Raw genomic sequence first — 13585 nt, forward strand, 5'->3', positions numbered from 1 at the left:
GACGATCTCGTCGGCGGCTTCCAGATAAGGACTGACGATCGGCTCGACGAAAAGGAATCGCGGCCGCGCTCATCCACGAGGGTGAATGTACTCGGCAGCTCGCGATCGAGCCATCGCGCCACGCGAAGCATCGCGGTCGTGCCCGGTATCCGCCAAGCAGCCAGGTCGTCGTTCCAGCGCGCTCTCGGAAAAGCGTCCCGAAATCGTTCCACGGCAGCGGCGTCGAACGGGAAGGAAACGATGGCACCCGGCCCTTCTTCATCATCGCGAATTTCAATATCGTTGCGTTCGCGCCTGGCCATCGGCCTACGATCCCACAGTCGCGAGGGACGGCGCCTGTCCCGTCGCCGTTGAAGCGAGCAGCCGCAGTGGCGCTGCCTACTGCGTGAAGCGGACCGTCGTGCCGGGCCTGACAAGCTGGGCCAGTTCCTCGGCATCCCAATTCGTTAGCCGCACGCAGCCATGCGATGACGCCTTGCTGATCTTTTCGAAGGCTCCGGCGTACCATGAATGCCGAAGGTCGGCTTGGACAGTTCGATCCAGACCGTGCCGACCGGGTTGTTGGGACCCCTGGGGAGCACCAGTTTGCGCTTGTTCTTCCCCTGCTGGAAATTCTTGACCGGATCGTAGTGATAGGTCGGGTTCTTCACGACCCTCACCACCTGATACTCGCCCTCGGGCGATGGGGTATCCTCGCTGCCGATCGTGGCCGGGTATATCGCGATCACCTTCCCCGTCGCATCGAGCGCTCGAACCATGCCATTGGTCTTGTCGGCCTCGACGGTTCGGGCCTCGTCCGAAGGAGCGGTTCGACCGACCGAGACGACGTGCAGCGCTTCTTCACGCTTCCGATCATGCGTTCGCGGGTTGAGGACCCTGAGAAGGCCCTCGCTCATATGAAAGCGTTCGGCGAACATCTCCTGCGCGTTCCTGTAGCCGAGGCGCTTCATCCGGGCCTGGCGAGCGTAGTCGTGAGGGATGCGCCGGACGAACCGGGTTTTGATATCGTCCTTCGTCACGACGTAGTCCGAGACGATGTCCGAGCTGACGTCCCCTTTGAGCGCCTGCCAGGTCGCGGCGTCGATGATTTCGCCGGTTCCGAGATTTTTGCGGCGACGGAACTGGTCGATGGCCTTCCGATAGTTGTCGCCGTCCAGTCCGTCGATCTCCCCGGGAGAGACCCCCTGACGCGCCAGCAAGACCTGAGCCTTGACGATCGATGCGTTGGGGCGCGTCACTTTGCTTTTCGTGGTGGCCGGGGGACCCGCTCGGTTCCCCTCGTCGGAAGTGAGGGCTTGCGCAGCTACCGGTGCCAGCACGACGCATCCACCTAGCAAGGCTGCCCGGAAGAACTTCAGCAGCTCGATAACAGCTCGTGGCACTGAGATCACCGTCGTTGGCCCAATGTACCGCCAACGCGATCTTTCATCCCGGAGTTCCGCGTCCGTGTTGCCTAGGATGCCAGCTTCCCAAGGGCGCCGTGATCAACATGCAGCGGGGCATTCAGCGTCCATCTGCGTTAAATGGCGCTATACCGCTTTTCCAGCGCGTCGAACTCGGGCTTTCGGACCAACCGCTGCCTCTCGCGAAAGCTGGCGACCGGACCGGTCTCATCGAGTTCACCGCGCTCCTTGAGCTGCCCGAGAGCCGATTGCATGCCTTTGATCGCGGACTGCAAAGCTACGTTGGCATAGAGCACCAGCGCGAACCCCATCTGAGCGAGGCGCTCCTGGCTGACAACCGGAGTTTTTCCACCAACCACGATGTTGATCAGAAGCGGCGCGGCAATCAGTTGCGGCAAGCTTTCCATCTCTTGGATGCTTTCCGGAGCCTCGACGAAAATGATGTCCGCGCCGGATTGTTCATAGAGTTGGGCACGCTCCACCGCACGTTCGAATCCTTCAACCGCCCGCGCGTCGGTACGAGCCATGATGAGTGTCTCACGCGAACGGCGCGCGTCGACGGCAGCGCGGATTTTTCCCGCCATCTCCTCCGCCGGAATGACTTCCTTTCCGGAGAAATGGCCGCACTTCTTCGGAGAAACTTGGTCTTCCAGTTGAACGACGTCGGCTCCGGCCCGCTCCAGCGATTGAACCGTGTGCCTGACGTTCAAGGCGTTGCCGAACCCGGTGTCCGCATCAACGATCAGGGGGAGGTCGGTGGCCGACTTGATAGCCATCGTGTGCTGCACGAGCTCGGGCAGAGAAATGAACGCCAAATCCGGCAGGCCGAGAAACGTGTTCGTCAGCCCTGCACCGGAGAGATAGATCGCCTCATAGCCGAGATCCGCGATAACGAGAGCGGCAAGAGCATTCGCCGCCCCAGGCACGAGCAGACCTTCGCGCTTCATGAGCTGCTCGCGGAAGTTCGAGTGCGCGCTGACCATTTGCGTCTTTCCTACTCGTTCACGCTTCTGATGCCGGTTTAATCAGCCGGCGGGCAATGTCGAGGTTTCGAGGCGGCGGGTTTGGACGAGCCGAATCAGCGGGATCAGCAGCAGCAGCGCCGCGACGACCAGAAGACCTGCTGCGATCGGAGAAGCGACCAGCGTCAGCGGATCGCCCTGGCCGATTGCCAGCGCGCGTCGAAGCTGCAATTCGGCCATCGGGCCGAGAATGAGGCCGATCAATGCGGGCGCAATCGGCACCGAGCAGCAGCGAAAGCCGTAGCCGACCAGGCCGAGCAGACCGAGGGCGAGCAGTTCGACCCAGGACTGGGAAATGCCCCAGACGCCGACCAGCGAAAATATCAAAATGCCGGCGTAGAGATGCGGTTTCGGAATGGCGAGCAGCTTCACCCAGACCCGCGCCATCGGCAGGTTGAGGACGAGCAGCATCAGGTTGCCGATATAGAGCGAGGCGATCACGCCCCAGACCAATTCCGGATTGCTGGTGAACAGCGTCGGCCCGGGTTGGAGCCCGTAGTTCTGGAAGGCGGCCAGCATTACCGCGGCGGTGGCCGATGTCGGCAGGCCGAGCGTGAGCAGGGGGACCATGACGCCGGCGACGGCCGCATTGTTGGCGGCCTCCGGGCCGGCGACGCCCTCGATCGCGCCATGCCCGAACTCTTCTGGCTTCTTCGAGAGGCGCCTTTCGAGCGTATAAGACAGCAGCGTGGGGATTTCCGATCCTCCGGCCGGCATGACGCCGATCGGAAAACCGAGCGCCGCCCCTCTCAGCCAGGGCTTCCAGGATCTCTGCCAATCCTCGCGCGACATCGCGATCGGCCCGTTGACCTCGATCAGCTTCTGCGGGTCCTGGCTGAGCCGGCTCGCGACGAAGAGGATTTCGCCGACGGCGAACATCGCGACCAGTACGATGGTGATGCCTATACCGTCGGACAGCTCGGGAACGCCGAAGGTCAATCGCGGCAGCCCGGCCTGATAGTCGGTGCCCATGACTGCGAGCGCAAGGCCGAAGAAGAGCGAAACCAGCCCGCGCAGGATCGAGGTGCCGAGCACGACAGAGACGGAGGTGAAAGCCAGAACCGCAAGCGCGAAATACTCGGCGGGTCCGAAGACGAAGGCGATTTCCGAGATCGTCGGGGCCGCGAGCGTGAGCAGCACGGTGCCGATCGTTCCGGCAACGAAAGAGCCGATGGCGGCGGTCGCGAGCGCCGCAGCGCCGCGGCCGTTCTTTGCCATCTTGTTTCCTTCGAGCGCCGTGATCATCGAGCCGGATTCGCCAGGCGTGTTGATCAGGATCGAGGTGGTGGAGCCGCCATACATGGCGCCGTAGAACACGCCGGCGAAGATGATGAAGGCCGCGGTCGGCGACATGCTCACGGTGACCGGCAGGAGAAGGGTGATCGTGAGGGCCGGTCCGATGCCGGGCAGGACGCCGATCGCAGTCCCCAGCGCACAGCCGACCAGTGCCCACAAGAGGTTCATCGGCTGCATGGCGACCCCGAAGCCATGCATCAGCGCATCGAAAATGGACATCAGAAGCCTCCGGGCGGGAAGAAGGCGCCGAGCTGGACGCCGAGCTTCGTGAAGGCGAACCAGGTGATCGACGTTACGACGAAGCCGATGACGACATCGACCAGCGGCCGCTTCGATCCGTATGCGCGCGTGACCAGGGCGTAGGCCACCGCTCCGCCGATGGGGAAGCCGGCATAGCCAACAAGGGCGACCGGCAGAAAGACGCCCGCCGCGGCCGTCAGGAAGCCTGTCCATGACATCGGCCGGCTGACGTCGGCACCCTCGGTCTCCTCGGGCTCGAAGGTGGTGCCCTTCATGACCTGATAGCCGAGGGCGAGGCCCAGGGCGGTGAGGATGAGGCCGATCGCGAGGACGAAGAAACCGGGGCCGATCCCGGCATAAGCCTGCGCCAGCGGCAGGTCCGTGGCCTCATGCAGCAGGACGGCCCCGAGGATCAGGACACCGGCCGGCAAACCCCAGCGCGACGGGCGTCGCGCTGGGGAGGACTTGACCACCGAGGTCATTTGGCAACCCCGAGCTCCTCGAGGATCGGCTTGATCCGGGCGTTCTCGCTGGCGATGAAGGCAGAGAAGTCGTCGCCGCCGAGATAGGCGCTCTGAAGCCCGGACTTATCCAGTTCCGCGTTCCATTCCGGGTTCTCGGTTGCTTTTCCGAAGCGCTCGACCCAAGTCTTGCGCGCTGCGGCCGACATGCCTGGGGCGCCGACGATGCCGCGCCAGTTGCCGAGGACGATATCGACGCCGCTCTCCTTCAAGGTCGGGGCATCGACACCGGCCAGGCGCTTGTCCGAGGTGACGGCGATGATCCGGACGCGCCCGGCATCGGCCAGGCCCTTGAGCTCCGACGCACCGGAGACGAGGACGGAGATCTTGCCGCCGGCGAGCTGCGTGACGGCTTCGGCGCCGCCGCCATAGGCGATGTAGTTCAGCCGTTGCAGCGGAAGACCGGCATTCTTCGCGATCATCCCGGCGATGATGTGATCGACGCCGCCGGCCGAGCCGCCGCCGAACGCCACCGCGCCCGGATTGGCCTTCAGGGCCTCGCTGAGATCCTTGACGGTCTTGAAGGGCGAATTCGCCGGCACCGCCAGGCCATTATACTCGAAAGTCAGCCGCGCGATCGGCGTCGTCTCGGCGATCTGCGGCGAACCTTTTGTCGCCATGATCGACCCCAGCAGGATCACGCCCATACCCATCAGGGCGTTGTCCTGCCCCTTGCTGGTGCGGATGAACTCGCCGAGGCCAAGCGTCCCGCCCGCGCCTGGCTTATTGGTGAACACGGCCCCGTCTTTGAACTGACCGCTCTTGTCGAGCATGGTCATCGCGAGGCGGGTCGTGGTGTCGTACCCGCCGCCTGCTCCCGCCGGAACCATGACCTTGGCGGGCTCCGCCACCGCCATTCCCGCGAATCCGACCGCCATAGCGATGGAAAGCATCGTCCTGCGCATTGTCCGCATCCTCCCTGTTGGATGGCGAATGATTGTATTTTGGATATCCGTAGCTATTGTTTTTTGGATATGCAAGATATAATAGTTGCACGAGTTTACGGAGGAGCGTCATGTTGGAAAGAGCCACGCTGGCCGCGTTGGGGCCTGAGGTCGGCAGGGCGCGCTATGTGCCGATCGCTCGTTATCCCGGCATCGAGCAGTTGCCGTTTTCGCTGCGGATCGTGCTGGAAAACCTGCTGCGGCAGCAGTTCTTCGAAGGTGTGGCGAACGACGCCCAGGTTCGGGCCGTCCTCGCGCGCGAGGTGGGCACTGCGCTGACCTTCAAGCCGACGCGGATCTACGGCCAGGACATCTTGGCGAAAGTGATGCTGGTCGACATGGCCGGACTGCGCGACGCGCTTGCGAGCGAGGGCAAGGACCCCGGCGTCGTCAATCCGGCTGTGCCCGTCGACATCGTCATCGACCATTCGCTCCAGGTCGATTTCTTCGGCACGCGCGATGCGCCACGCCTCAACCTGGAGATGGAGTACCGCCGGAATGCCGAGCGTTTCGCCTTCCTGCGCTGGTGCTCGGAAAGCTTCGACGGCGTCCGCGTGGTCCCGCCCGGGAAGGGCATCATGCACCAGATCCATATCGAGAAGATCGGACAAGTCGTCTGGCTGGAAGAGCTGAAGGGGATGCAGGTGGCGTCGCCCGATACCTGCGTCGGAACGGATAGCCACACGCCGATGATCAACGGCCTCGGAATCCTCGGCTGGGGCGTCGGTGGCATCGAGGCCGAGGCCGTGATGCTCGGCAAGGGCGTCGCGATGGCGCTGCCGCGCGTCATCGGGGTCGAGGTCAAGGGCCGATTGCGCGAAGGCGTGATGCCGACCGACCTCGTGCTGACCATCACCGAGCGCCTGCGCAAGGTCGGTGTCGTCGGCGAGTTCGTCGAGTTCTTCGGACCCGGCTTGCAGCAGCTCTCGGTCGCCGACCGCGGAACCATCGCGAACATGGCGCCGGAATACGGGGCCACCGCCGTCTATTTCCCGATCGATCGGCGTTCGATCGACTTTCTGGAAATGACAGCCCGTCCGGCCGACCAGATTGCCCTGGTCGAGGCCTATGCCCGCGCCCAGAAGCTGTGGCGGGACGAGGCGACCCCGGCACCCGTCTTCGACCTCGTGGTCGAGATAGATCTGGCCGATATCCGCCCGTCGATGGCAGGCCCCAAGAATCCCGAGGATCGCTTCGATCTTGCCGATGCCGCGACCGCGTTCGCCGTGCATTGCCGGGAGATCGCCGGCCGGGAACCCTCACGGCAGGGCCACCCGGTCGCGGGAAGCGGCTTCTCGATCAAGGACGGCGATCTGGCGATCGCGGCCATAACCAGTTGCACCAACACCTCGAACCCGGTCGGCATGATCGCCGCGGGGCTGGTCGCCCGCAACGCCGCGCGCCTGGGGCTGAACTCGAAGCCCTGGGTGAAGACCTCGCTCGCTCCCGGAAGCCATGTGGTGGCCGAAATCCTGGAGCGCTGCGGATTGCAACGGGATCTCGACGCGCTCGGTTTCCAGGTCGTCGGCTTCGGCTGCACCACCTGCAATGGAGGGTCCGGGCCGTTGCCCCAACCGATCGCCGATGCGATCGAAGGCAACGGAATCCTGGCAACGGCAGTCCTCTCGGGCAACCGGAACTTCCAGGGACGTATCCACCCGAATGTCCGTGCCGCCTATCTGGCATCGCCCGCCCTGGTCGTCGCCTATGCCATTGCCGGGTCGATGACGCTCGACGTCGCCCGTGAGCCGATCGGCACCGCGGCAGACGGCAGGGACGTGTACCTGGCCGATATCTGGCCATCCTTCGCCGAGATCGACGCTCTGGTCGCGACGGCCTACACGCCCGAGGTCTTCGCCGAGAAATACGCGGACCTCTTTGACGGAGGCGAGCCATGGGCGAGGCTCGCGACCAAGCCTTCCGCCCTGTTCCCGTGGCAGCAGGGCAGCACCTATGTGCGCCAGCCTCCTTACTTCGAGGGGCTTTCGCCGCAGACGGCGCGCGGCTTCGATATCCGTGGCGCACGCCCGCTGGTCATTCTGGGCGACTCGATCACCACCGATGACATCTCGCCATCCGGTGCAATCAGCCTCGGAACGCCTTCGGCGGACCTGCTTCTGTCCTACGGCGTGCAGAAGGCCGACTTCAACAACTACACCACCCGCCGGGCCAATCATGAGGTTGCTGTCCGCGCCACCTTCGCGAACATCCGCCTGCGCAACCGCATCGTTCCCGGCGTGGAAGGCGGCTTCACCAAGGTCATGCCGAAGGGCGAGCAGATGCGGATATTCGAGGCCGCACAGGCCTATATGGATCGCGGCACCCCGCTCGTCGTGATCGCGGGCAAGAACTATGGCTGCGGCTCGTCGCGCGACTGGGCAGCGAAGGGCGTGGCTCTGCTCGGCGTGAAGGCGGTCATCGCCGAAGGGTTCGAGCGGATCCACCGCACCAATCTCGTCGGCATGGGCGTCTTGCCGCTTCAGTTCGGCGATGGCGTCGACCGTGAAGCGCTCGAACTCGACGGCTCCGAGATCTATGACGTCGTGGGTCTGGATCGCGAGTTTTCCGTTCGTGACCTAGTGACCTGCCGCATCACCCGGGCCAATGGGCAATCGTTCGAGATCCCTCTCACCATTCGCCTCGATACCCCCGAGGACATCGCCTATTGGCGTAACGGGGGCATCCTGCCCTTCGTCTGGAGGGAGTATATGGGCACAGGCGTGCCGATCGCGAGGACAGCATGAGCCAGCAATTCATTCCCGCCGTCTTCTACCGCGGCGGCACGAGCAAGGGCGTGTTCTTCAACGCGAAGGTTCTGCCGCAGGATCGCGATACCGTCAGCAGGATGCTCGTCACTGCCCTCGGCAGCCCCGATCCCTACGGCCGGCAGCTCGACGGCATGGGCGGCGGCATCTCCTCGCTGTCGAAGGCCGTGATCATCGGGCCGCCGACGCATCCCGATGCGGATGTCGACTACACCTTCATCCAGATCGCCGTCGATCAGCCGGTGGCAGACTGGACCAACAACTGCGGCAACCTGTCTTCAGCGGTCGGCCATTTCGCGGTCGACGAGGGGTTCGTGCCGGCTGCGGACGGAGAAGTGCTGGTCCGCATCCACCAGACCAACACCCGGAAGCTGATTCATTCCCGCTTCCAGGTGAAGGACGGCAAGGCCGAAACCCGGGGGGACTACACCATCGCGGGCGTTTCGACACCGGGATCGCGAATTCGCCTGGATTTCCTTGACCCCGACGGAGCGGTGACCGGAAAATTGCTGCCCACCGGGCATGTCGTCGACACCATCGACCTCGGAGTGGATGGCCGCTTTGAGGTCTCGATCGTCGATGCGACGTCCCTGATCGCCTATGTCGAGGCGGCCGCTTTCGGGCTGACCGGCGCGGAAACCCCGGATCTGGTCGAGGCCACCCCCGGCGTCATGGACAAGCTGGAAGCTCTTCGTCGCCGCGCCGGCGTTCTCGCCGGCCTTGGCGCGAGGCCCGAGGCTATCGGTCTCCAGACGCCGCGCATCGCACTGGTTTCCGCTCCGGTGGCGTTCGAGGCCCTGGACGGAGAAGTCTTCACGCCCGATCAGTTCGATGTCGCGACACGCATGATTTCGATGCAACGCGCACACAAGGCCATCCCTGGCACGGGCGGCCTCAATCTCGGGGTGGCGACCCAGATTGCCGGCACGATTCCCAACCGCCTCTCGAAGCCGGCCAATGCCGCTGGTGAAGTGCGCGTCGCGAATCCGTCCGGCCTGGTTTCCGTCGGCTCCGTCGTGCATGAGACAGAGCGCGGGTGGACTGCTGACAGCGCCGTCCTGTTCCGGACCGCTAGGCGCTTGATGCAGGGTGAGATAGCCATTCCGGTGTCGAACGGGGCCTGAAATGTCACAACAGCCGACCACGTTGCAGCTCAAGCTGGCCAATCAGATCTTGTCGCATGCGCGGTCGTCGGGCTGGCAAAACGGCCACCATCTTACCGAGGACTCGTTGCAGCCCGTGCTGGGGGCTTCCCGGACGCCCATCCGCGCCGCGATGGCGCATCTGGCCGAGGCAGGCGTCCTGGAGCGCCGGCCGAACAAGGGCTTCTTCCTCAAGGATCTCTCTGTCCGAGAAAAGGCATCAGCGGGAGAAGCGGAAGCCGGCGAAGATGCGTCGGCCACCTATCTCGCGATCGCGATGGACCGCTTGAACCACAGGCTTCCAGAGGTGGTGAGCGAGAACGAGCTCATCCGCCGCTATGACCTCTCCCGGGCACGGCTGCGCCACATCCTGGCGAGGATGGCCTCGGAAGGCTGGGTTGAGCGCCGGCAGGGGCGCGGATGGGAATTCCAGCCCCTGATCGACACCCTCGACGCCTATCGCGAGAACTATCGCTTTCGCCAGATGATGGAGCCGACGGCGATGCGATCTCCCGAGTTCGCGCCCGACATGGACCGGCTGCGCTCGCTGCGTGACCAGCAAACCTTCGTCCTTGAGGAAGGGTATCGGCGGCTCGGGCAGATCGAGCTTTTCGAGATCAACTCGTCCTTCCACGAGGGTATCGCGGCGATGTCCGGAAACCGCTTCTTCGTGCAGACCTTGGCAAGGCTGAACCAGTTGCGGCGGCTCATGGAATATGGCCGCCCGCTCGATCGCGAGCGCGCTCGCCGTGTCTGCCTCGAACACCTTGGTATCATCGAGTTGCTCATGGCTGGCGACAGGACGGGAGCCGCGGATCGGATGCAGCTCCATCTTACCGATGCCGCTCTGGAGAAGGCTCCCATGATGAGCGGCTTGCAATCCTCGTGAGGAGCAGTGGCGGATGCGGACATGTTGACTGAGAGCGGCAGGCTGCGGGCCGCTATCAACCTGGGCAACCCGGTTCTTGCGCAGCGCCGCCCGAACGGTGAGCTGACCGGGGTTACGGTAGCGCTTGCGCGGGCATTAGCCGACCGCGAAGGGCTGGCGCTCGACCTCATCCCGTTCGACGGTGCTGGCAAGGTGGTCGATGCGGCGGCAGACGATATCTGGGACGTGGCCTTCCTCGCCATCGATCCCAAGCGGGCCACGGAGATTGCCTTCACCGAGCCTTACCTCGTGATCGAGGGCGTGTTCGTGGTCGCGGCGGCGTCGCCGTTCCAAAGCATTCGGGATGTCGACCAGGCGGGCGTGCGGGTTTCCGTCGGGCGCGGCGCCGCCTACGATCTGCATCTTACGCGGACGCTGAAGCATGCCGAGATCGTGCGCGTTCCGACCTCGGCCGAGGCCCTGCCTCATTTTCTCTCGCAGGGCCTTGAGGCAGGAGCCGGAATTCGACAACCCGCAGCAGCGTTCGTCGCGCGAAACCCGGGCCTACGGCTGATCGAAGAACCGTTCATGGAAATTCGGCAGGCGATGGCGCTGCCCATTCGGCAATCTGACCAATTGCCGAGACTCCAGCGCTTCTTGGATGAAGCTGCGGTTAGCGGGTTGATTGCCGAATCCCTATCGAATTCAGCCGAAAACGGCTGACGACCCTTTGGTCACAGCGTCGATAGCCATCTCATCTACGCGCCATGACCGTGAGAAAATCGGTGCGCAAGGCTCGAGGGAATGAGCGCTGCGGACATCTGCCGAGGTTGATCTTCTTCATCTTTCAGGAGGCTTGGGCTGGCGTTCCTGATCCAAGCAACCGAAGCCCTATTGCTGCCGCGTCGCGCTCCGGCATAGGGGCAGAACTGCGGCTTAGCTTCACATCCGCATCGTCGATGTCGTTCCTTCTGAAGGCGAAAACTCACTCCAGAGGCCATCCTCGATCGAGAACTGATGAACGCTGAAGCTAAGTGCGATAGCGCACGCGATCTTGATGCTGTTCTGATCGTCCTGATCCAACGATTGGAAAATCTTCGCCGTCATTGGCTTGTCGTCCGCGAGCTGGTGCCGGAACCAGGCGAGGCGGCCTTTCGCCTTGAAGTCCGTGTATCCCTCGGCTGCCAGCCTTTCGGGAAAGGCCGCGATCAGATCGGCGTTAACCGGCACCTCGACATTGTCGAACTTGAACCAGCGATAGCCTTCCTGAGTGGGAGGCAGAGGGAGCTTGTCGTTCACGGCAAGAATCGAGAGCTGCCGAACGGCACTCTTCAATGCCGCAGATTGGCTCTGGTAGCTTCCCACGCTGCCCATCATCGTCGGCACTCCCGGGGGGAGATTCTTGAAGGTGACGTCAGCGTGCCACCCATCGTCCGCCTGATAGACATGAACGCCTTCGACCTTCAACAGCCGCCACCATTCAAGCGAGGAAGCGGCCGTCATAGTTTTCGCGTCGATGGTGGACGTACCGACATTGCTGAGCTTGCCCTTCAGTTCCTGGAGTAGGGTGCTCGCGCGAAGACGGTTCTCATGTGTGGAGTGGTCGTAGCTCATGGCTGTCTACCCGAACGGCTTGGCTGGGAATTGCTGCCTCGGATTGAGGTTCACGAGTCTCCGAGCAAGCCACAAACAGCGGCTTCGATCTTATTCGCCATGATGGTTCAGATGCAGCGGGCCGTCTCAGCACCTCGGATTTCACACAGTCAAAGATAACGAGACTGGCAAAAAATGCACGTTTCATTATCTTTGACTGGGCATGGGGCCTGCGGTCCAGTGAGGTTTTGTCCCCGAAATCGCACTTGGGGGGCTTTTCGTCCCGAGCAGTGATTTTCTGTCCCACAATGTCGAGGCCGCCAAACCGAGCGGATTTCTGTGGTGTCGTCCAGTGGTGGGAAGCTAATACGCGTCGGCATCCTTGAACTGTTGAGCCAACGCCGCCGCTCGCTTCTTCAGCAAGGCGTCACCCGACTTGCGGGCGAGGTTCTCCGCCCTTGAGCGCGCGACCGCATAGTCCATGAAATAGCGCAGCGTCGATTCCTTAAGTGCGACATACTCCCCCCGTGCTGAAGAACTTACGCGGCCGCCCATGAGCTCGAGCACGCTCACCAACCCCTCATCGGTCGCAATCTGCGACGTAACGAATTCCTTCGGCCCCTCGGGATCGCCGGCCTGATACCAGGCGAAGAGCGCGCTGAGGGGGCGCCGCAACGCCGTCCATTCTTCAAGGCGAAGATTTCTGTATCTTTCGACCATGATCGCCGAGACTCGATCAAGCTCATCGGCCTCGAAATGCTTCTCGCCACTCGGACGCCCTTCGACGCGCCCATGCGCGAATGTCTCGCTCCTCAGGAGGGTCGTCAGCCAATCCATCGCTCGGCTCCGGAACATGCCGAGCAACGTTTCCTCTCGACGATCCTCCAGTCTCGGTAGGAGCCACTTGAGGACGCGACGTCCCTCCACCCAAGATTGCGGATCACCGAGGCCTTCGTCACGCACCGACGCCATCTCGTCCAGCCGGTCGGCCATCGCGCAGAGAAGCGTCTGAGCTCGCGCCGAGCCGAACGTGTCCCCATCTGCGTCGACGATACGGCTCAGCATCGCCTCAGCTTTCGTTGCACCGGTCGAAAGCCGCTCGTTGTTCCAACTCGCCAGCAGTTTCGAGGCCTCGGCCACCGAGGCGTCCAATGCTGCGAACAGGGCCTGGAAGTCAGTACGCCGCGGTGCGTTGCGAGGCTGTTGCACCGCGAAATAGAGACGGTAGTGATCTGGGCTGGCCAGTCTGCTGGAGCGGGCTGCTCTCGCTACCTCCTCCTTGGGGATGTGAGCATGAACGCCGGGCTCGTCATCCTTGCCGTAGTTCATCCACTCCTCGATGCCGGGGAGGAATTCTGACAGTCTATGACGGGCGTGTTCGAACTCGGCGCTTTCGGCCAGCAGTGCTTCGTCGAGGCGTTTACGAGACGACCGCTTCTCATCTTCGCTGATGATCGCGATCCCGGATGTCTGGGCAGCGACCTCGGGAAGATAGTGTTCGATCCAGCCGTAGAGCTTTGGGTTGCCGACCTTGATGAGGTGCAGCCAGACAAGGTCGCTAAGATCGACCTGATCCTGCAACGCACCCCAGAAGAATCGGATGCCGTCCAGGCATCTGACGACATGACGCGGTGTAGAGAGGTAGGTAAGCGGTGTTCTCAGGCCACGGCCTTGAGCGGCTGAGGCGCATAGGCCCATGGCAGCAGGTTGTCGATCTGGCTCTGGGGATGGCCGGCAACGATACGGGTGATGACGTCGACGAGGTAGGCTTGCGGATCGACGCCGTTGAGT

General features: G+C 63.2%; 11 protein-coding genes and 1 pseudogene. 4 read left to right on the forward strand and 8 right to left on the reverse strand.

Features of this window, described 5'->3' with window-relative positions:
* Positions 1-378: 378 nt before the first annotated feature.
* From AC1DIN_RS29170 to AC1DIN_RS29190, 5 genes and pseudogenes are all read right to left on the reverse strand, one after another.
* Positions 379-776 (reverse strand): annotated as a pseudogene (locus AC1DIN_RS29170) (L,D-transpeptidase); the annotation flags it as partial.
* A 743-nt stretch (positions 777-1519) separates the two neighbouring features.
* Positions 1520-2386 (reverse strand): isocitrate lyase/PEP mutase family protein, encoded by an 867-nt coding sequence (locus AC1DIN_RS29175; protein ID WP_476765296.1) that lies wholly within the window; start codon positions 2384-2386, stop codon positions 1520-1522.
* 42 nt (positions 2387-2428) lie between these two features.
* Entirely contained in the window at positions 2429-3940 is a 1512-nt protein-coding gene (locus AC1DIN_RS29180; protein ID WP_476765297.1) for a tripartite tricarboxylate transporter permease, read from the reverse strand.
* Positions 3940-4443 (reverse strand): tripartite tricarboxylate transporter TctB family protein, encoded by a 504-nt coding sequence (locus AC1DIN_RS29185; protein ID WP_476765298.1) that lies wholly within the window; start codon positions 4441-4443, stop codon positions 3940-3942. The genes AC1DIN_RS29180 and AC1DIN_RS29185 overlap by 1 nt, the downstream gene beginning before the upstream one ends.
* The gene (locus AC1DIN_RS29190) at positions 4440-5387 is read right to left on the reverse strand and encodes a Bug family tripartite tricarboxylate transporter substrate binding protein (protein WP_476765299.1); all 948 of its coding nucleotides are present in this window, start codon (positions 5385-5387) and stop codon (positions 4440-4442) included. Before AC1DIN_RS29190 ends, AC1DIN_RS29185 begins: the two co-directional genes overlap by 4 nt.
* A gap of 110 nt (positions 5388-5497) precedes the next feature.
* Here AC1DIN_RS29190 and acnA point away from each other — a divergent pair, with 110 nt between their 5' ends.
* From acnA to AC1DIN_RS29210, 4 genes are read left to right on the forward strand one after another with little or no spacing between them, the layout of a single operon-like run.
* Positions 5498-8170 (forward strand): aconitate hydratase AcnA, encoded by a 2673-nt coding sequence (gene acnA / locus AC1DIN_RS29195; protein ID WP_476812269.1) that lies wholly within the window; start codon positions 5498-5500, stop codon positions 8168-8170.
* Positions 8167-9315: a PrpF domain-containing protein gene (locus tag AC1DIN_RS29200; protein WP_476765301.1), complete on the forward strand. Its 1149-nt coding sequence runs from the start codon at positions 8167-8169 to the stop codon at positions 9313-9315. Before acnA ends, AC1DIN_RS29200 begins: the two co-directional genes overlap by 4 nt.
* 1 nt (position 9316) lies before the next feature.
* Positions 9317-10222: a GntR family transcriptional regulator gene (locus tag AC1DIN_RS29205; RefSeq protein ID WP_038368530.1), complete on the forward strand. Its 906-nt coding sequence runs from the start codon at positions 9317-9319 to the stop codon at positions 10220-10222.
* Positions 10223-10243: 21 nt separating this feature from the next.
* Positions 10244-10924 carry a transporter substrate-binding domain-containing protein gene (locus AC1DIN_RS29210; protein ID WP_476765302.1) on the forward strand — a complete coding sequence of 227 codons (681 nt, stop codon included), beginning with the start codon at positions 10244-10246 and terminating at the stop codon, positions 10922-10924.
* Positions 10925-11143: 219 nt separating this feature from the next.
* Here AC1DIN_RS29210 and AC1DIN_RS29215 read toward each other — a convergent pair whose 3' ends face one another.
* The 3 genes from AC1DIN_RS29215 to AC1DIN_RS29225 form a co-directional block, all read right to left on the reverse strand.
* Positions 11144-11815 carry a hypothetical protein gene (locus tag AC1DIN_RS29215; RefSeq protein WP_476765303.1) on the reverse strand — a complete coding sequence of 224 codons (672 nt, stop codon included), beginning with the start codon at positions 11813-11815 and terminating at the stop codon, positions 11144-11146.
* A 342-nt stretch (positions 11816-12157) separates the two neighbouring features.
* Complete coding sequence (locus tag AC1DIN_RS29220) at positions 12158-13375, reverse strand: hypothetical protein (RefSeq protein ID WP_476812270.1); 1218 nt, start codon at positions 13373-13375, stop codon at positions 12158-12160.
* Between the two features lie 77 nt (positions 13376-13452).
* A partial coding sequence (locus tag AC1DIN_RS29225; RefSeq protein ID WP_476812272.1) for a transposase domain-containing protein occupies positions 13453-13585 on the reverse strand: 133 nt, incomplete at its 5' end.

Source organism: Allobosea sp. 05T438 (genome assembly GCF_056396025.1).